Annotated in this window: 15 protein-coding genes; 6 read left to right on the forward strand and 9 right to left on the reverse strand. The window is 34.8% G+C overall.

From position 1 onward, the window contains the following. Window positions 1-40: 40 nt before the first annotated feature. Entirely contained in the window at window positions 41-1471 is a 1431-nt protein-coding gene (locus ACODSB_RS02645) for a glycoside hydrolase family 28 protein (RefSeq protein ID WP_488935895.1), read from the reverse strand. Between the two features lie 290 nt (window positions 1472-1761). Between ACODSB_RS02645 and ACODSB_RS02650 the strand changes: the two genes are divergently transcribed. Continuing rightward, window positions 1762-2790 (forward strand): LacI family DNA-binding transcriptional regulator, encoded by a 1029-nt coding sequence (locus tag ACODSB_RS02650; RefSeq protein WP_488935896.1) that lies wholly within the window; start codon window positions 1762-1764, stop codon window positions 2788-2790. Between the two features lie 223 nt (window positions 2791-3013). Here ACODSB_RS02650 and ACODSB_RS02655 read toward each other — a convergent pair whose 3' ends face one another. The 8 genes from ACODSB_RS02655 to ACODSB_RS02690 all read right to left on the reverse strand — a co-directional run bounded on the left by ACODSB_RS02655 (window position 3014) and on the right by ACODSB_RS02690 (window position 12865). Next, entirely contained in the window at window positions 3014-4636 is a 1623-nt protein-coding gene (locus ACODSB_RS02655) for a UxaA family hydrolase (protein WP_488935897.1), read from the reverse strand. Between the two features lie 41 nt (window positions 4637-4677). Further along, window positions 4678-6126, reverse strand: a complete 1449-nt coding sequence (locus ACODSB_RS02660; protein WP_488935898.1) for a tagaturonate reductase — start codon at window positions 6124-6126, stop codon at window positions 4678-4680. A 206-nt stretch (window positions 6127-6332) separates the two neighbouring features. Further along, entirely contained in the window at window positions 6333-7001 is a 669-nt protein-coding gene (locus ACODSB_RS02665) for a bifunctional 4-hydroxy-2-oxoglutarate aldolase/2-dehydro-3-deoxy-phosphogluconate aldolase (RefSeq protein ID WP_488935899.1), read from the reverse strand. 12 nt (window positions 7002-7013) lie between these two features. After that, a complete protein-coding gene (locus ACODSB_RS02670; protein ID WP_488935900.1) occupies window positions 7014-8036 on the reverse strand; it encodes a PfkB family carbohydrate kinase in 1023 nt (340 codons plus the stop codon). Window positions 8037-8145: 109 nt separating this feature from the next. Then, window positions 8146-9552, reverse strand: coding sequence for a glucuronate isomerase (uxaC, locus tag ACODSB_RS02675; protein WP_488935901.1), 1407 nt, complete (start codon window positions 9550-9552; stop codon window positions 8146-8148). A 25-nt stretch (window positions 9553-9577) separates the two neighbouring features. Next, the gene (locus ACODSB_RS02680) at window positions 9578-10369 is read right to left on the reverse strand and encodes a gluconate 5-dehydrogenase (RefSeq protein ID WP_488935902.1); all 792 of its coding nucleotides are present in this window, start codon (window positions 10367-10369) and stop codon (window positions 9578-9580) included. A gap of 4 nt (window positions 10370-10373) precedes the next feature. Beyond that, the gene (kduI, locus tag ACODSB_RS02685; protein WP_256635295.1) at window positions 10374-11213 is read right to left on the reverse strand and encodes a 5-dehydro-4-deoxy-D-glucuronate isomerase; all 840 of its coding nucleotides are present in this window, start codon (window positions 11211-11213) and stop codon (window positions 10374-10376) included. A gap of 92 nt (window positions 11214-11305) precedes the next feature. Then, entirely contained in the window at window positions 11306-12865 is a 1560-nt protein-coding gene (locus tag ACODSB_RS02690) for an MFS transporter (protein WP_488935903.1), read from the reverse strand. Window positions 12866-13268: 403 nt separating this feature from the next. Here ACODSB_RS02690 and ACODSB_RS02695 point away from each other — a divergent pair, with 403 nt between their 5' ends. The 5 genes from ACODSB_RS02695 to ACODSB_RS02715 all read left to right on the forward strand — a co-directional run bounded on the left by ACODSB_RS02695 (window position 13269) and on the right by ACODSB_RS02715 (window position 19595). Further along, window positions 13269-14210, forward strand: coding sequence for an alpha/beta hydrolase (locus tag ACODSB_RS02695; RefSeq protein WP_488935904.1), 942 nt, complete (start codon window positions 13269-13271; stop codon window positions 14208-14210). A 764-nt stretch (window positions 14211-14974) separates the two neighbouring features. Further along, window positions 14975-15289 (forward strand): hypothetical protein, encoded by a 315-nt coding sequence (locus ACODSB_RS02700; protein WP_053472007.1) that lies wholly within the window; start codon window positions 14975-14977, stop codon window positions 15287-15289. A gap of 228 nt (window positions 15290-15517) precedes the next feature. Beyond that, window positions 15518-16207, forward strand: coding sequence for a hydrolase (locus ACODSB_RS02705; protein WP_073488212.1), 690 nt, complete (start codon window positions 15518-15520; stop codon window positions 16205-16207). A gap of 228 nt (window positions 16208-16435) precedes the next feature. Beyond that, window positions 16436-18223, forward strand: coding sequence for an amidohydrolase (locus ACODSB_RS02710; protein ID WP_488935905.1), 1788 nt, complete (start codon window positions 16436-16438; stop codon window positions 18221-18223). Between the two features lies 1 nt (window position 18224). Next, window positions 18225-19595 carry an alginate export family protein gene (locus ACODSB_RS02715; RefSeq protein ID WP_488935906.1) on the forward strand — a complete coding sequence of 457 codons (1371 nt, stop codon included), beginning with the start codon at window positions 18225-18227 and terminating at the stop codon, window positions 19593-19595.

A 19595-nucleotide genomic window follows, 5' to 3' on the forward strand; every position in this document is an offset into this window, starting at 1 on the left:
GTGGTTTCGTGGTTTGGTTAAATGTTATAGTTACTAGTTTTTATTTGTTTACTTTTTTTCCATTTATATAAGTGTTTATAAAATTGATATTCTTCACGTTTTTTAATGAATAAACTGAGTCAGCTTTTTCGATTTTTACATTTTTCAGCGTAATATTTTCTACTGGGGATTCTGGATAACCTTCTGCCAAAATGCCAAATTTTCCGCTGTTTTTTACTGTAACATTTTCGAGGTTTATATTTCGTACTGTTGGTATAAAATTTCCGGTTTGCGAGCCGTACACGTTATAAAACATGGTTACGAGCAAAACGCATTCTTTTACTGTTCCTACTTCAAGGTTTCTAACAAAAATATTTTCAATTACGCCACCTCTTTTTGAATTGGTTTTGATGCGAATGGCACGATCTAAGTTTGGACTGTCCATTACACAATTCTCAACAAAGACATTATTTACTCCTGCAGAAATTTCGCTTCCTATTACAACTCCGCCATGACCGTCGATCATTTTACAGTTTTGAACAATGATATTTTTACTCGGAATCGCTACTCTTCGTCCGTCTGCGTCGCGTCCGGCTTTTATAGCGATGCAGTCGTCGCCCGTATTAAAAGTGCAGTTTTTGATTATTACATTTTGAGAATATTCAGGATCGCAGCCATCATTGTTTGGTCCGTGGCTGTTTACCGTTACGCCGTCGATAACAATGTTGTTGGTTTTTATGGGATGCAGAATCCAAAAAGGTGAATTGATAACCGTTATGTCTTTTACCAAAACAGTATTGCATTCAAAAAACTCAATAAAGTTGGGACGTAAATATCTTCCTTCTCCAAAAATTCTTTCTGAAACTGGAATATTTTTCTCAGCCATATCAACTAAAACCTCACGATTTGTTGGATCATTTTGAGATGGAATTCCTTTTTTCCAGCCGTATCCTTTTCCGCCAGACCAAATCCACCAGTTGGTGCTGTCTGCCTGACCGTTTAAAGTACCCTTTCCGGTAACGGCAACATTGGTTTTATTTTTAGCATAAATAAGCGGAGAATAGTTCATTACTTCTGTTCCTTCCCACGAAGTATGAACGATTGGATAATCTTTTGGATTTAAGCTGAAAAGAATTTCGGCATGATCTTCTAAATGCAGGTTTACATTGCTTTCTAAATGAATCGCTCCGGTTAAGTATTTTCCATTTGGAACCAGCACTTTTCCGCCGCCATTTTCTGCACAGGTTTTAATGGCTTTTTCAAATGCCAAAGTGTTTAAAGTTTTGCCATCTGCAACAGCACCAAAATCGTTTATATTATAGGTTTTATCCTGAAATTTTGTTTGAGGAAGACTTTTTATAGTTAATTCCATATTTTTCCACGGATCAGATTCAGAGGCACTCGCAACTTTTTTAGCACAGGATATAGTCAAAACAACCATTATACTGGCAAAAACAATTGATTTATACGCTATAACCTTGTTTATAATCATTTTTGTAGAATTTCAGGTAAACATTGAAAAATCATGAATAATCATGTAATCGATTACACGAAAGTAGAAAATATGTTCCATCCAACCAAATTTATTTAGAAATTTATTGTATTTTTAATTTTTATTAAGAATTATAATTACATTTAATGCAAAAATTATTGTAATTTATTATCATTGTAAAATAAAAAACGTTGTAGTAATTCGTTACGGTAATCGATAACATTAAATATTAGGTTATCTAAAAAAAATGTATTTTTGTCTAAGAATTTAACTTGTAAAAACCCTTTTTAATGAGCGAAAAAGTAACCATTTATGATATTGCCGAAAAATTAAATATCACTGCAGCTACTGTTTCCAGAGCGTTGAATAACAACCCGAAGATAAAAGAAAGCACTCGTGAGTTGGTTATTAAAACCGCTGCCTCAATGAACTACAAGCAAAACAAACTTGCTTTAGCATTAAAAAGCGGCCGAAGTAACAATATTGGCGTGATTGTACCGCGTATAGACAGTAACTTTTTTGCCTCTGTGATCAGGGGAATTGAAGAAGAACTGCACCCTCATGGTTATCAGGTAATTATTTGCCAGACGCATGAAAGCAAAAAAAGAGAAAACGAAAACTTATATACTTTAATTGATGCTCAGGTTGACGGAATTTTAATGTCTGTAACTGATGTAACCGATGAAAATGATGCTGCATTTCAGTATGTACTTCAAAAGAATGTGCCGCTGATTTTTTTCGACAGAAGCAAACATATTGAAGGCGTAAGCTCTGTAACCATAAACGATTTTAGAGGCGGTTATTTAACGACCAAACATTTAATTAATGAAGGTTGTAGAATAATTGCACATTTCTCTGGAGATCAGTCGCTGGAAATCTTTAAAAACAGGTTTTTAGGTTACAAACAAGCTTTGCTGGATCACGGAATTGATTTTAAGGAAGAATATGTTATTTATACAAAAAGTGCCGTAGAAGCCGGAAAAGAAGCGGTTGATAAACTTTTGCAATTAGAAACGCCACCGGATGCTATATTTTCTGCGAGTGATTTTGCTGCATTAGGCGCCATTCAGGAATTGAAAGAACGAAATATCAGTATTCCTAAGGAGTTTTGTGTGGCTGGTTTCAGTAACGAACCGTTCACTAAATTCATGGAATTATCAATTACTTCTGTAGATCAGTCTCCGCTTGAAATGGGAAAAATGTCCGCGCGCGTTTTCTTGGAACAAGTCGACAAAACAGAAACCATCAAAATCGAAAAAAAGGTAGTTCTCGCACCCGAATTACACATTCGCAAATCATCTTCAAGAAGCACCTTTTAGTTTTTTTTTAAACCATATAAGTTATATAAGTTCATTTTAGAATATACTTAGAATAAAAAAGCAGCTCTTTATGGAGCTGCTTTTTTATTGCTATATTTAAGAATCAAACTTAAATTTACTTATATAACTTATATGGTTAAAAAATAAAAAAAAGACGCACTGCTGTGCGTCTCTACATATAAACCTTTGTCACTTTGTATCTCTGTACCTTTGTAACTAAAAACTAAAGCGATACTCCTCTTTTCCAAGGGATGAAGTCGTTTTGGTTTAATAATGCTGCTTTGGTTTTGATTGTTCCGCTGGCAACATCAATAATAAACTCTAACATTTCATCTGCCATTTCATCGATTGATTTTTCTCCGGTTATGATTCCTCCGGTGTCAATATCGATAATATCCGACATTTTGTTTGCTAATTGTGTATTAGAAGAAATCTTAACAACCGGAGCGATTGGATTTCCTGTCGGCGTCCCTAAACCTGTAGTAAACAATACCATGTTTGCTCCGGAACCTACCATTGCTGTTGTACATTCCACGTCATTTCCTGGTGTACAAAGCAACGTTAAACCTGGTTTCGTGATATATTCTCCGTAATCAAAAACTCCTGTAATTGGTGAAGTTCCACCTTTTTTAGCCGCTCCTGCAGATTTCATGGCATCGGTAATTAAACCGTCTTTGATGTTACCCGGAGAAGGGTTCATATCAAATCCTGAACCAGCATCAACAACTGTTTTTTCATACCATTGCATTAAGTCTAAGAAACGTTTTCCGCCTTCGTCTTCAACACATCTGTTTACTAATTCCTGCTCTACTCCGCATAATTCAGGGAATTCAGAAAGAATGGTAGTTCCGCCTAAAGCAGCCAGTAAATCTGAAGTTACACCTAAAGTTGGGTTTGCAGAAATTCCAGAGAATCCGTCAGATCCACCGCACTCTAAACCTATTCTTAGTTTCGATAATGGAGCTGGTTCTCTTTTTATTTCGTTTGCTTTTTTAATCGCTTCAAAAGTATCTTTTACCACACTGCTCAACATCGTTTCAATTGTTCCGATAGCTTGCTGATCGTAAATTAAAACCGGTTTTTTACTGTCTGGATTTATAGCATCAAGAGCATCTTTGAAGATTTGAATCTGAAGATTTTGACATCCTAAACTCAAAACAGTTGCTCCGGCAACGTTTGGATTGTTTACATAACCAGCCAAAAGTTTAGCGAGACTATGAGAATCCTGACGAATTCCGCCGCAGCCGCCTTGGTGCGTGATGAATTTTACCTCAATATTGTTGAATAAGTTAGCATCATTTGAAGCTTCCTGATTTCCTGCACCGCCAGTTTCTGATTTTACTAAAGAACGTAACAATAATTGATAATCGTTTTCTTTAGGTTTCATCAATTCTTTCTCAAAAATATCTTTTAAGATTTCGATGTTTCTGTTTTCACAAAATACTAACGGGAAGAATAACCAAACATTTTCAGTACCAACTTGTCCGTCTTCTCTGTGATAACCCTGCCAGGTTCTGTCTTTCCATTTATCAACATTTGGAGCAGTCCATCCAATTGTTTCTGTTTTACCAGTAACTTTATCACTTTCGTGTTTTACATTTTCAGTAGAAAGCAATCCTCCTCTTTCGATTCTTGCACTAGCTTTCCCTACTAAAACTCCGTACATAATGATCCTGTCCCCTACATTAAAAGGAACCATTGCAATCTTATGTTTCATTTTCACATCTGTCTCAACCGTAACTGATTCTCCTTCAAAATCAATTACTTCGCCAGCTGTAAGGTTCACCAAAGCAACCGCAACATTGTCGGTTGGGTGAACTTTTATCAATTTTTTCTGCGCTGCCATAATCCTTATTCTTTTTGCTTTTTGTTTTTTTTGCTTTTCTTTTATTTTATTCTTTCCTGAAACCTGGCAAAACCAGCTTCAATTCCATTTGTATCAATTTCTTCTAAGGCAATTGTAATCGCTTTTGTTAAGCCTGAAATTTCAGTTAAATCTTCATCCCAAAAACTTTTGTTTTGCAAAGTCAATCTCGCTATTTTTTCATAATCATCTGATTTCCATAAACCATCAAAAAACGAAACGATATCTTCACTATCATTTACTGGTAAACTTTGTCCGTTCCAGGTTCCTTTGTAGAAACGAATTAAAGCGGCAAATGCAAAAGTTAAATGAACCGGAAGTGTTTTGTGAATATCTACATATCCTGTTAAACTTGGTAAAACACGAACTTTAAATTTCGAAATTGAATTTAAAGCAATTGATGATAATAAGTGCTTGATAAACGGATTTCTAAAACGGTCTAAAATTTCTTCAGAGAAACTTGCCAATTCTTGTTTATCCATGTTTAAGGTTTCGTTGATTTCCTCAAAAACAGCTTTATTAATGAATTCTCCTGTAAAAGCATTATCAACGGTTTCTTTTACAGTTTCGTTCCCGTAAAGTAATGAAAACGGCACCATTGCAGTGTGCGCTCCATTTAAAATTCTCACCTTACGTGTTCTGTAAGGCTGCATATCTTCAACAATTTTTACATCTAAATCTGTTTTTTCAAACGGAAGTTTTGCTTTCAATTCATCATCACCTTCAATAACCCATAAAAAGAAACTTTCTGCACTTACAATCAAATCATCTTTATACGCTAACTGACTGTTGTATTCTTCGATTTGATCTTTTGGATAACCCGGAACGATTCTGTCAACTAATGTATTGTGGAATGAACAGCTGTTTAAAAGCCAGGAAACAAAATCCTGACCTAATTTCCAGTCTGTACAATATTTTAAAATAACTTCTTTTAAAGTATCTGAATTATAATTAATTAACTCACAAGGAATGATTGTTAATCCTTTATCAGCTGCACCATTAAAATGTTTAAATCTTTCATACAAAAGTACGGTTAATTTTGCCGGGAAAGATATAGGAGGCTGCATTGTAGGCAAGTCCGAAGCAATATATTCGATACCTGCTTCTGTTGTGTTTGATATAATAAAAGCTAATTCTTCTTCTTTTGCCAAAGATAAATATTCGTTGAAAGAAGCATAAGGATCAACTGCTTTTACAATGTTGGTTATCAATTCTTTTTCCTGAATTTCCTCGCCTTTTTTTACACCTTTCATAAACAAAGTGTACAAACCATCCTGTGCATTGATCATATTCACCAACCCTTTATCAATAGGCTGAACAACAGCGATTCCGGCATTAAAATCAGCATTTTGGTTTAATTTCTGAATAGCGTATTCTACAAAAGCTCTCAAAAAATTACCTTCTCCAAATTGAACTATTTTAATTGGAAGCCTGTTTGAAAACTCTGAATTTGATCTGTTAATTTTTTCCATTTTAATTTTTGCTTTAAAGTGTTTTAAATAACCACTTAATACCTTATTGACATTTTAATACATTGTAAATGAAACATTACACTCGTAATTAAAATAGATCTTGCTGTGAGGAGTGACAAGATTTATTTTTCAAGCGTAATGCTCAATTACAATCTCTAAAATCTAAAAAAAACGCATAAATAAGGATTGGCATGATTACTCCTTATTTATTTTCTAATATCTTTTATAATGTCAAGAACTTGTTTAACCTTAGCTGTCAAACCATCGAAATCTTTATTGTCTAATATATCTTTTGAAATCAATTGTGATCCTAAACCAACACAAGTTGCTCCTGCGTTTAGCCATGAACTTAAACTTTCAACTGTTGGATAAACACCTCCAGTAGGCATAATACTTGTCCACGGAGATGGCCCTTTTATGGCTTTGATAAATTCTGGACCGTAAGTATCCGCCGGAAATAATTTTACAATTTCACAGCCTAATTCTTCTGCTCTTGCAATTTCAGTAAGTGTTCCGCAGCCTGGCGACCATAATACTTTTCTACGATTACAGGCAATTGCAATATCTTCTCTAAATACCGGAGTTACGATAAAATTAGCTCCTAAACTCATATACAATGAAGCCGCAGCAACATCTGTAATAGAACCAACACCCAAGATCATTCCCGGTAATTCTGCTAAAGCGTATTTATTTAAAGCTCCAAAAACTTCATGTGCAAAGTCACCTCTGCTTGTAAATTCCATCAATCTGGAACCTCCATCGTAACAAGCTTTTAAAACTTTTTTACTTAATTCAATATCCGAATGAAAAAACAACGGCACCATTCCGTTATCCTTCATTGTCTTCGCAACCTCTATTCTTGAATATTTTGCCATATCTCTAATTAATTATCTTGATACTAATGCAGATCCATCACCATCAATCATATTTTCAACTTCTTTTAAAGTAACCAAATTGTAATCGCCGGCAATTGTGTGTTTTAAACAGCAAGCTGCCACTGCAAAATCTAATGCTCTCTGGTTATTATTTTGATATTCTAACAATCCGTAAATCAATCCGCCCATAAAAGCGTCACCGCTTCCTACTCGGTCTACAACTGGTGTAACTTCCTTTACAGCAGCCTGATAAATTGTTTTTCCGTCAAATAAAACACCGCCAATTCTTTGGTGCGATGCACTTACAGAATAACGAAGCGTTGTTGCTGCAATTTTTAAATTCGGAATTAATTCAAACAACTTTGAGTATAAAACCGGAAGCGATTCCTGATCCTGATAATTAGGATTTTCCTTTGGAATTCCTAACATGAAATAAGCCGTATCAATGTCTCCTAAAATAACATTGCAATATTTTAGCATTTCCGGCATAACTTCGCTTGGCGTTTTGCCATACTGCCACAATTTTGATCTGTAATTTAAGTCGCAGGAAATTTTGATTCCTAGTTTATGAGCTGTTTTAATAGCTTCTAAACAAGCTTCTGCTGCGGTTTGAGAAATTGCCGGAGTTATTCCGCTCCAGTGGAACCACTCTGCTCCTTCTAAAACTTTTTCCCAGTTTATCTGGCCTTTTTCAATAGTGGCCATTGCACTGTGTGCACGATCGTAAACTACATTACTTCCGCGTGTTCCTGCTCCGGTTTCCAGAAAATAGATTCCTAAACGATCTCCTCCGTAAACTATGTTTTTGGTTTCGACATTCATTTTTCGCATTTCTTTTAATGCTGATGAACCAATTTCATTTTCGGGTAATCTTGTAACAAATTCGGCATTTACACCATAATTAGCTAAAGAAACACACACATTAAATTCTCCACCTCCGTATGTAGCACCAAATGCTGTAGATTGCGAAAAGCGTAAATATCTTTCTGTCGATAAACGCAGCATAATTTCTCCAAATGCAACTACTCTACTCATATTATATTTTTTTGCCACAGATTACAATGATTAAAAGGATTTTAAAAACTTTGCGTTCCTTGCGTAATCTTTGCTCCCGATAGCTATCGGGATTGCGGTTAAGCTTTAATTAAAATTTAAAATATTCTTTTGCGTTGTTGTATGAAATGTCGGCAACTAATTTTCCAATCCATTCCATATCGTTTGGAAGTTCTCCGCGTTTGATTTCATCTCCTAAAAGATTACATAAAATACGTCTGAAATATTCGTGTCTTGGGAACGATAAGAAACTTCTTGAATCTGTCAGCATTCCAACAAAACAGCTGATTAATCCCATATTTGAAAGCGCATTTAACTGCTTTGTCATTCCGTCTTTTTGATCTAAAAACCACCATCCAGAACCAAATTGTACTTTTCCGCGAACGCTTCCGTCGTTGAAATTTCCAATCATTGTTGCCATAACCTCGTTATCAGCCGGATTTAGATTATAAATAATAGTTTTAGACAATTTATCTTTGCTATCCAATGCATTTAAAAAGCTTGATAATTTTTGTGCCTGCGGATAATCTCCAATAGAATCCCATCCTGTATCAGGACCTAAAATTCTGTGCATACGTGCATTGTTGTTACGCAAAGCACCTAAATGAAACTGCTGTACCCATCCAAATTCATGATAAGTTTCAGATAAAAACAATAGAACAGCACTTTGGAATTTTAAAGCTTCTTCTGAAGACAGAATTCTGTTTTCTCTTTTCTTTTTGAAAATTGAATTTATTTCAGATTCTGTAAATTCTTCAAAATAAATCTGATCTAAACCGTGGTCACTTAATTTACAGCCATTTGCATTAAAAAATTCAATTCTGTTTCTTAATGCAGTTTGTAAATCAGCATAAGTATTAATTGCAACTCCGGACACATCCCCTAATGTGTCCAGATATGCATTATAACCATCATTAGCAATTAAGATGGCTTTATCAGGTCTGAAAGCCGTACTCATTTTAGTTCCAATTGGATTTTTTGCCAGTTTTTGGTGAAACTCTAAACTGTCAATTGGATCTTCGGTAGTACAAACTAATTCAGCGTTTACTTTTTTAAGAAGGTTTTGTGTGCTGTAAGCCTGAGAATTTATTTTCTCAGTTGTTTCGATATAGATTTTCTCTGCATTTTTTTCATTCAGCAGATCATAAATATCAAAATAGCGCGCTAATTCTAAATGTGTCCAATGGTACAAAGGATTACGCATTGTGTACGGAACTGTTTTTGCCCAGTTTAAGAACTTATCTTTATCTGAACCATTTCCGGTTACAAACTGCTCGTTGATTCCTAATGTACGCATGGCGCGCCATTTATAGTGATCTCCATTAATCCATACATTTGTAATGTTATCAAAAATCTTGTCTTCGGCAATAAACTGCGGATTTAGGTGATTATGATAATCAATAATTGGCTGGTTTTTAGAGTAATTGTGATACAACTCTTCAGCATATTTATTTTCTAACAGAAAATTATCGTGTATGAATGTCTGATTCGCGCTCATGTCTTTTTAAAATATATTTTGAGAATTATTCTTCGTTTGAAGGTTTTCCTATTGTTGCCAGGATTCCGCCGTCAACATATAAAATGTGACCGTTTACAAAATCACTCGCTTTTGAGGATAAAAATATTGCTGCTCCGGCTAAATCACCTGGGTCTCCCCATTTTGCAGCAGGTGTTCTGCTAATGATAAAATCGTTAAACGGATGTCCGTCAACTCTAATAGGTTTTGTTTGTTCTGTAGCAAAATAACCCGGCCCGATTCCGTTGATCTGAACATTGTATTTTGCCCATTCTGTTGCCATATTTTTCGTCAGCATTTTTAAACCGCCTTTTGCAGCAGCATACGCCGAAACCGTATTACGACCTAATTCACTCATCATTGAGCAAATGTTAATGATTTTCCCTTGTCTTCTTTCAATCATTCCTTTTGCAACGTGCTTAGAAACAATAAACGGGCTTACTAAATCAATATCGATTACTTCTCTAAAATCAGCAACTTCCATTTCAAGAAGCGGAATTCTTTTAATAATTCCTGCGTTATTAATCAAAATATCGATTGGTCCAACTTCACTTTCAATTTTTGCAACAGCAGCTTTTACTTCCTGCTCTTCGGTTACATTAAATTTGTAACCAACCGCATTGATTCCTTCGCTCTTAAGTGCTGCCACAGCATCGTCAATTTTTTGTTGAGACGAATTTCCGTTCACCACAATTGTTGCTCCGGCTTGTCCTAAACCTTTTGCCATTGCCATTCCCAGTCCGTGTGTACTTCCTGTAATAAGGGCAACTTTTCCTTTTATATCAAATAAGTTTGTCATTTTCTTATCTTAAATCAGTGATTTTACAAACATCCATATCTCCGTAATCTAGGTTTTCACCCGCCATTCCCCAGATAAAAGTATAATTGCTGGTTCCTGAACCTGAGTGAATTGACCAAGGCGGAGAAATTACTGCCTGATGATTGTTCATCCAGATGTGTCTTGTTTCCTGCGGCTGCCCCATAAAGTGACAAACAGCTTGATTTTCTGGAATATCTAAATAAAAATAAACTTCCATTCTACGATCGTGAACGTGAGCCGGCATGGTATTCCAAACACTTCCTGGTCTTAATTCCGTCATTCCCATTTGTAATTGGCAGGTTGTTACAACACTTCCAATAATCATTTGGTTTACCGTACGGTGATTTGCCGTTTCCATCGTACCTAATTCTAATTTATTTGCTTCTGCCAAGCTTACTTTTACCGTTGGGTAAGTTGTGTGAGCCGGTGCAGAATTGATATAAAATTTAGCCGGATTTTTACTGTCAGCACTTTTGAAGATTACTTCTTTATTGCCGCTTCCAATGTATAAGGCATCTTTAAAACCAAGTTCATAAGATGTTCCTTCGACTACTACAGAACCGCTTCCTCCAACATTAATAATTCCTATTTCTCTTCTTTCTAAAAAGTACGGCGCTTTAAGCGGATCGATTGTTTCCAGCGCTAAATCACCTTTTACAGGAACTGCAGAACCTGCAATGTATCTGTCGTAATGCGAATAAACCAATACAACTTCATCTTCCTGCATTAAGTCATCAATTAAGAATTCTTCTCTTAACTGCTGTGTGTCGTATTTTTTAACTGCTTCTGGGCTTGACGCGTATCTTGAGCTATATTTTGTCATAATTTTATTTTAATGTAATCGATTGCACAAATTTAATTTTTTATATTGAAAAAAGCATAATTCCAACTAAAAAATATTTCAACAATGCTAAATTACAGATTTGTAATTGGACTATACTTAGGAACTAAAGTTTTCATTACTGTCCAGCCAATTAAATAACATACCGCACAGATTGAGAAAATAATCATATATCCTGTATTGATTCCATCAGAAATTACGGCTCCGCTTTTCTCTAATTCTTTAAAGAAAGTTTCAGGAATAGGCTGAGTTACAAATTGCGGGAATTTCTCTAAAAACGGCTGTCCGTTTACGGTTGTCAATGTTTTATGTGTATAATCGAACAATAATCCTGAACCTTTATTAATCAAAGTAGAACCTAAACCTCCTGCTAAACCTCCAATTCCTGTAATGGTTGCAATTGCTTTTTTAGGAAACATATCTCCAACGGTTGTAAATATATTTGCTGACCAAGATTGGTGCGCCGCTCCTGCGATACCGATGATAATAATAGGAACCCAATAACTAATATATCCTAAAGGCTGTGCGACTAAAGCTAATAGTGGAAAAAATGCAAAAATCAGCATCGCTCTCATTCTTCCTTCGTAAGGGTTCATTCCTTTCTTTTCAACAAAATAAGTTGGAAGCCATCCACCAATAATCGATAGTAAAGTAATCATATATAAGACGAATAATGGCAACGCAGCTTCTGTAGAATCCATGTGGTATACAGAACTTAAATAAGCCGGAGTCCAGAATAAAAAGAACCACCAAACACCATCTGTCATAAATTTACCAAATGCAAAAGCCCAGGTTTGTTTGAATTTTAAGCATTCTATAAAAGATACTTTTGAAGTTGTTTCAGGAACGTAACCTACTAATTTACTGTCTGCAATATCGTCTTGCTGAATATAAGCTAATTCTTCTACACTTACTCTTTTATGTCTTTCTGGTTTATCGTACATAAAAACCCAGAATCCCATCCAGATAAAACCTAATGCCCCGATGATAATAAATGCCATTTCCCATCCAAATGATTCTGCGATAAAAGGAATTGAAATTGGAGCTGCCAATGCACCAACTGTTGCACCAGCGTTAAAAATACTGGTAGAAAAGGCACGGTCTTTTTTAGGAAAATATTCGGCAGTGGTTTTAATTGCTGCAGGAAAGTTCCCTGCTTCACCAACTGCTAAGATAAAACGGGCAAAAATGAACAATGTAACACTTACATTAATTACTTTTCCGGTATCACTTAAACCGCTGATTATTTCTTTTGATCCTTCAAAACCAACCAACCAGTTGCCAGTTATAATTCCTGAAGTTGCAATACCGCAAAAAGCGTGTAAACAGGCTCCTACAGACCAAATTCCAATAGCCCAAAGAAATCCTTTTTTAGTATCTAACCAATCTACAAATCGTCCTGCAAATAATAATGAAACAGCATAAAAAATAGAAAACAGCGCAGTAATGTTTCCGTAATCGTTATTTGTCCAATGAAACTCAGGCGCAATAAAATCACTCCAGGTTAACGAAAGAACTTGTCTGTCGAGGTAATTAATGGTGGTTGCAAAAAACAAAAGCGCACATATACTCCAACGATATTTTCCTGCGGATTTAATAGTTTCATTTACTGTAACAGCATCGGTTTGACTCATGATTGTGGTTATTATAGTTAGATTATTTAATTTTAAGATCCGTATAAAAATGCATAATTTAACACATTAGAATCAAGAGATTAAAATTATAGGATTGCAATAATGTAATCGATTGCACAAATATAGTTTTTAATCTTTATATTCCAAATAAATTATATATAAAATTATTTTCAGTACCAAATTTAAGACATTGCATAAAAAAAAGAACTCAAAATTACACATTAACCAATATATTTGTTAAAAGCCAATAGGTGAAATTTATCCGTATTTAGGGATAAAATTGTCCCGGGATTTAATCCTCATGAAATTGTTTTTAATTACCTTTCATTTATTCAAATTCAAATTTATAAATCTGCCCGACCAAACAAGTAAACAATTGTAAAACAACTAATTAAATTCAACATTGAAAAATTCAAAAAAACAATATTTTAGAAAAACTGTATTTAGTTTTATCCTTTTTGCAGGAGTATTATTCAATATAAAGGCGCAAAATCAGGTAATTCCGCTTTGGAATAAAATTCCGGATGAAATTAAAGCACCAGATTATAAAGAAAAAGAAGTCATAACTGACGGAAAAGTTCAAAGTACCAGTTTAGTTACAATTCCAACTTTAACGGCGTTTTTCTCGAATGTAACAAAACCAAATCAGACCGCTGTAATTATTCTTCCCGGCGGAGGATATCAGCATTTGGCTATTGATAAGGAAGGAACAAAAGTAGCGCAATGGTTTAATAGTTTAGGAATTCCGGCTTTTGTATTGAAATACCGACTTCCGAGTGATTTAATAATGAAAAACAAAAATGTCGGCCCATTGCAAGACGCGCAGGAAGCGGTTCGCTACGTAAGGCAAAATGCTGCAAAATGGAACATTGATCCTAATAAAATTGGAATTTTAGGTTTCTCCGCGGGCGGACATTTGGCTGCTACTTTATCTACTCATTATGACGATAAAGTTTATGAATCTGCTTATAAAGTAAGCGCCCGCCCCGATTTTTCTCTTTTAATTTATCCTGTAATTTCAATTCAAAATGATATTACACACAAAGGCTCGCAGATTAATTTATTGGGAAACAATCCTTCACAAGATTTAATTGATTCCTTTTCAAACGAAAAGAAAGTTACCACAAAAACACCTCCCGCTTTTTTAATTCATGCTACAGATGATACCGTCGTTTTACCGGAAAACAGTATCGATTATTATTTAGCACTCAAAAAAAATGGTGTTACAGCGGAGTTACATTTATATGAAAAAGGTGGTCACGGTTTTGGTTTAGGCGTAAACGACACCAGCAAATATTGGACAAGAGATTGCCAGGAATGGTTAAAAGTAAACGGCTATAACTAAAGCCAAAAAAGTATGAAACAAAAAAAAGGTTTTTAGAAGAGGCCAACCAATTAACCAAATCTAAAAACCTATAAAAAATTAGACATCTGTTGTATTATTTGCAAATTTCTACAAGTTACCCATGATAAAGTGAATATGTCAAATTTTTAAAAATTAAAAAAATTGTTTCTCCAAAAACAGTTTAACCGCTAAGATCTTTGAGGAATAATTTAAAAGGTAGTAAATCATTATCTCAATCTCAACAAGACAAATCTAATACAGCCTTTTGAAATCCCATTACGGGTTTCCCGTATATTTTTTTTAAAGTTGCTAAGGTTCTAAGATTCTGAGGTTCTAAGTTTTTTTTTAAAGCTTAGAACCTTTCTTGTTCTAGGTTAAGTTGAAACCGTAATCAAACAAATAAATTTGCATAGTAAATTAAACGTTCTGTCATAAACTGAAACCAAATAGAGAAGAAAATCTTAGAATCTAAGCATCTTAGAACCTTAGTATCTTTTCTTATTCTAGATTAAGTTGAAGCAAAAACAAAACAAATAAATTTGCATAGTAGATTACAAGTTCTGTCAAAAACTGAAACCAAATAGAAAAAGAAAAAACTTAGAATCTAAGCATCTTAGAACCTTAGTAACTTCTTATTCTAGATTAAGTTGAAGCCATGATAAAACAAATAAATTTGTAAAGTAAATTAGAAGTTCTGCCAAAACTAAATTCAAAGTAAAAAACTTAGAACCTTAGCATCTCAGAACCTCAGAAACTTAGAAAAAATGAAAACACTTGAATTCTTATTACTTGGAAAAAACGAAGACATATTGGCCATTTTACTTCGCCTTGTAAACGCATATGAAGATTGGAACGCAGTTTCTTTCAACAATGAAAAAGAAGCTCAGGAATATTTTCAAAATCACAAAATCGATGTTGTTCTTTTGAGTTCCGGAATCGAAGATCATGTCGAAAAAGAGTTTACTTCATTTTGCTTAAAACAGCAGCCGGAAGTTGAAGTAATTGAACATTTTGGCGGAGGAAGCGGTTTATTAAAATCAGAAATTCTCCACCGATTACATCTAAAAGGAAAAATTTAGGTACCAGTATTTTTCTCTTTTAAAATTCATTAAAAGCTTTACGATAATACATTAACGAATATCCAATTTTTATTGACGATATATCGCTAGGATCACTATTGCCTTTTCTGAAAAACCTTTTAAAATCAACACATTACAAACAAGGCATTTTATTTGAATGCAAAACACTGAAAATCAAATACAAAATATTTTTTAAAACCTTTTAATTAACAACAAAATCACATTATCATGAAAAAATTAATCCTTACCGCAGCTTTATTATTTGTAACATTTATTGGATTCGCTCAAAAACCAAGTCCGGCATTGTTAGATCCAACAAATCATACATTAGTTCTAATCGATTACGAAAGCCAAATGGCATTTGCAGTAAGCAATATTCCAATCGATCAGCTTAGAAATAATACCGCTCTTGTAGCCGGAGCTTCAAAAATATTCAAAGTTCCAACTATTGTAACAACCGTTGCAGAGAAATCATTCAGCGGACCTGTTTTTAGAGAAATTGAAGAATTCTACCCACAAAAAACTTCAAACTATATCGATCGTACTACAATGAACACTTGGGAAGACGCTCCTGCACGCAAAGCGATTATTGCAACTGGTAAAAAGAAAATCGTATTTGGCGGTTTATGGACAAGCGTTTGTATTGTTGGACCAGTTTTATCAGCAATCAACGAAGGTTATGATGTTTACGTAATTACAGATGCAAGCGGAGATGTTTCTAAAGAAGCTCACGAAATGGCTGTAACTCGTATGGTACAAGCTGGTGCGCATCCTGTAACTTCATTACAATATTTATTAGAATTACAACGCGACTGGGCTCGTCAGGAAACTTATGTACCTGTAACAGATTTAGTTAAAAAATATGGTGGTGCTTATGGTGTAGGTGTTCAATATGCACACGAAATGTTGAAACACTAAATGGTAAATGGAACGCGGATGAAACGGATTCGCTATCGCGAAGGCGCGGATAAAACGGATTTTTAAATCATTAATTATAAAATAAAATCTGTGTAAATCCGCGTCTTTGCAAAGCAAATCAGTAAGATCCGCGTGCCATTTCGCACTAAAATACTTCCAGAAAAACAAAGAAAGGCTGTGTAACCCCACAGTCTTTTTTTCTCCCAAAACCAACTAAATACCACTATTATGAAACTCTCTTTCAAAATATTAGCTTTTCTATTATTGCTTTCTGTTTCAATTTTCGCTCAAGGCAAAAAAGCTACACTTATCGTTCATCATGCTGTAATTCATACTCTAGACGATAAAAATACAATTGCCGAAGCTATGGCTGTCGCCGATGGGAAAATCCTGAAAACAGGAAAAAACAGCGAAATCTTAAAATTAAAAGACAAAAAGACAACCGTAATCGATGCCAAAGGAAAAGTAATTATTCCCGGAATATTCGATTCTCACATGCACATTATTCGCGGCGGAAGGTTCTTTAATACCGAATTACGCTGGGACGGCGTTCGTTCTCTCAAAAAAGCTTTGGCAATGTTGAAAGAACAAGCACAAAGAACTCCAAAAGGACAATGGGTTCGTGTTGTAGGCGGGTGGAACGCATATCAATTTGAAGAAAAAAGACTCCCAACTTTAGCTGAAATCAACGAAGCAACAGGCGATGTTCCGGCATTTATTCTTCACTTATACGGACACGCTTATTTAAACAAAGCAGGATTACAAGCTTTAAAAATTGATGCTAATACGCCAAACCCAAATGCGGGATTAATTGAAAAAGATCCTGAAGGAAACCCAACCGGATTATTAGTTGCTGAGCCAAATGCTTTCATTTTATATTCAACACTTTCTAAACTTCCGGAATTATCCCCAGAAGAAAAAATAAACTCCACAAAACAATTTATGACCGAAATGAACCGTCTTGGCGTAACCGCTATTATGGATGCAGGAGGCGGATTTCAAAACTTTCCGGACGATTACGGTGTAACAAATGGTTTGTGTAAAGACAGCGATCTAACGATTAGAATGCCGTATTATTTGTTTGCACAAAAAGCCGGAAGCGAACTAAACGATTACACTAAATGGATTAATACGGTTGAAATTGGCGAAGGCTGTGACGACGATCATCATTCAGATAAAGTAGAATATCATGTGCAGGGCGCAGGAGAAAATTTAGTTATGAGTGCGGGAGATTTTGAAAACTTCGACAAACCAAGACCAGAATTAAGTCCGGCGATGGAAGGACAATTAAAAGAAGTTCTATCATTATTAATTAAAAACAGATGGCCGTTTAGAATTCACGCCACTTACAATGAAAGCATTACAAGATTTTTAAATGTAATTGAAGACATTAATAAAGAAACACCTTTAAACGGACTTTTATGGTTCTTTGATCACGGAGAAACTGTTTCTGTAGAAAATTTAAAACGAATCAAAGCTTTAAACGGCGGATTAGCGATTCAACATAGAATGGCGTATCAGGGCGAAAGTTTCATTAAAAGATATGGAAAAACGGCAGCTTCGAATACAGTTCCGTTAAAGAAAATACTAGAATTAGGAATTAAAGTAGGAATGGGAACTGACGGAACGCGTGTTGCAAGTTACAATCCGTGGGTTGGCTTATATTGGTTAACAACCGGAAAAACTTTAGGCGGTTTAAAATATATGAATGATGAAAATATTCTGGACAGAACTACTGCTTTAAAATTATTCACTTACGGAAGCGCACAATTAATCAATATTGAAAAAGACCGTGGAATGCTGACAGCAGATAAACTAGCCGATTTCTCTATTCTTTCTGATGATTATTTCGCAACTCCTGAAGAAAAAATCTTAAATATAGAATCAAAATTGACAGTCGTAAACGGAAAAGTAGTTTATGCCGATAATGAATTTAGAACCTTTGCCAAAGAAACCCCAAAAGCGATTCCGGACTGGAGTCCTGTAAATTACTTTGGAGGTTACCAAAAAAACTAATATGAAAAATACATTCCGATTATTGTTGCTTTTGGGAATCATTTTTTCTGCAAATGCACAACAAAAACCAGTTTTTCAAAAGCTGCGATATGACGATGATTTCCAATATCTAAAAGCCGATTCGACGAAAAACTGGTACGAGAAAATCAAATATATTCCGTTATCTAAAAACGATAAATATTACGCCTCCATTGGCGGCGAAATCAGGGAACAATATTTTTATACAGTAAATGATAAATGGGGCGATGAAACCACAGGCGGCGACGGTTATTTATTGTCGAGATATTTACTAAATGCCGATGTTCATTTAGGAAGATTCAGAACTTTTATTGAATTCCAAAGCAGTCTCGCTAACAGTAAAATTGACCCAAGCCCGGTTGATGAAAACGAACTCGATTTTCACCAAGCCTTTATAGATGTTGATTTCATTCAAAATAAAAATCAGCAGTTAACTTTTAGAGTTGGAAGACAAGAAATCGCATACGGTTCGCAGCGTTTAGTCAGCGTTCGCGAACGTCCCAATAACAGAATTGCATTTGATGGAATGAAATTATTCTATAAAAACAATAATTGGCAGACGGATGCTTTTTACTCGCATCCTGTTGCCAATAAACCCGGAGTTTTCAACGATGATTTTAATGATAACGCTAAACTTTGGGGAAATTATACCGTATTTCACAAAGTGCCATTTATTCAAAATATCGATTTGTACTATTTAGGTTTATGGAAAAATCATGCAGTTTTTGATAACGCTATTGGCGAAGAAACCAGACATTCTATAGGAACAAGAATCTGGAAAACAAAAGGAAACTGGAAATATGACTTTGAAGGTTTGTACCAATTCGGCAAAATCGAATCGCAAAATATTTCGGCTTGGACACTTTCATCTAATACATCGTATACTTTTGAAAACATAAAATTCAATCCTGAAATTGGTTTAAAAACCGAGTTTATTTCCGGAGATAAAAACAGCAATGACAATCAATTGCAGACTTTTAATCCGTTGTATCCAAAAGGTGCTTATTTTGGTTTAGTCGGTTTAATTGGCCCATCAAACTTAATCGACATTCATCCGTCAATTGCTTTAGATTTAACTGAAAAATTAGGTTTTGGAATTGATTATGATATTTTCTGGAGAAGTTCCATTCACGACGGTTTATATGCTCCAAATATGCAGCTTTTGTATTCTGGAGACAATACAACCGAACGTTTTATAGGAACACAATTAATTACAAATTTTGATTACAATGTAAATTCTTTTTTAACCGTTTCTGTAGAAGGTGCCTGGTTTGACGCAGGTGCATTTTTAAAAGAAGCAGGTTCTGGAAAAGATTATTTTTATACCGCTTTGACAGCACAATTTAAATTCTAA

This window comes from Flavobacterium sp. FG68 (assembly GCF_057808895.1).

Coding starts and splice junctions, on each gene's coding strand:
- ACODSB_RS02645 (WP_488935895.1), bottom strand. CDS start 1,471: ATGATTATAAACAAGGTTATAGCGTATAAATCAATTGTTTTTGCCAGT.
- ACODSB_RS02650 (WP_488935896.1), top strand. CDS start 1,762: ATGAGCGAAAAAGTAACCATTTATGATATTGCCGAAAAATTAAATATC.
- ACODSB_RS02655 (WP_488935897.1), bottom strand. CDS start 4,636: ATGGCAGCGCAGAAAAAATTGATAAAAGTTCACCCAACCGACAATGTT.
- ACODSB_RS02660 (WP_488935898.1), bottom strand. CDS start 6,126: ATGGAAAAAATTAACAGATCAAATTCAGAGTTTTCAAACAGGCTTCCA.
- ACODSB_RS02665 (WP_488935899.1), bottom strand. CDS start 7,001: ATGGCAAAATATTCAAGAATAGAGGTTGCGAAGACAATGAAGGATAAC.
- ACODSB_RS02670 (WP_488935900.1), bottom strand. CDS start 8,036: ATGAGTAGAGTAGTTGCATTTGGAGAAATTATGCTGCGTTTATCGACA.
- uxaC (WP_488935901.1), bottom strand. CDS start 9,552: ATGAGCGCGAATCAGACATTCATACACGATAATTTTCTGTTAGAAAAT.
- ACODSB_RS02680 (WP_488935902.1), bottom strand. CDS start 10,369: ATGACAAACTTATTTGATATAAAAGGAAAAGTTGCCCTTATTACAGGA.
- kduI (WP_256635295.1), bottom strand. CDS start 11,213: ATGACAAAATATAGCTCAAGATACGCGTCAAGCCCAGAAGCAGTTAAA.
- ACODSB_RS02690 (WP_488935903.1), bottom strand. CDS start 12,865: ATGAGTCAAACCGATGCTGTTACAGTAAATGAAACTATTAAATCCGCA.
- ACODSB_RS02700 (WP_053472007.1), top strand. CDS start 14,975: ATGAAAACACTTGAATTCTTATTACTTGGAAAAAACGAAGACATATTG.
- ACODSB_RS02705 (WP_073488212.1), top strand. CDS start 15,518: ATGAAAAAATTAATCCTTACCGCAGCTTTATTATTTGTAACATTTATT.
- ACODSB_RS02710 (WP_488935905.1), top strand. CDS start 16,436: ATGAAACTCTCTTTCAAAATATTAGCTTTTCTATTATTGCTTTCTGTT.
- ACODSB_RS02715 (WP_488935906.1), top strand. CDS start 18,225: ATGAAAAATACATTCCGATTATTGTTGCTTTTGGGAATCATTTTTTCT.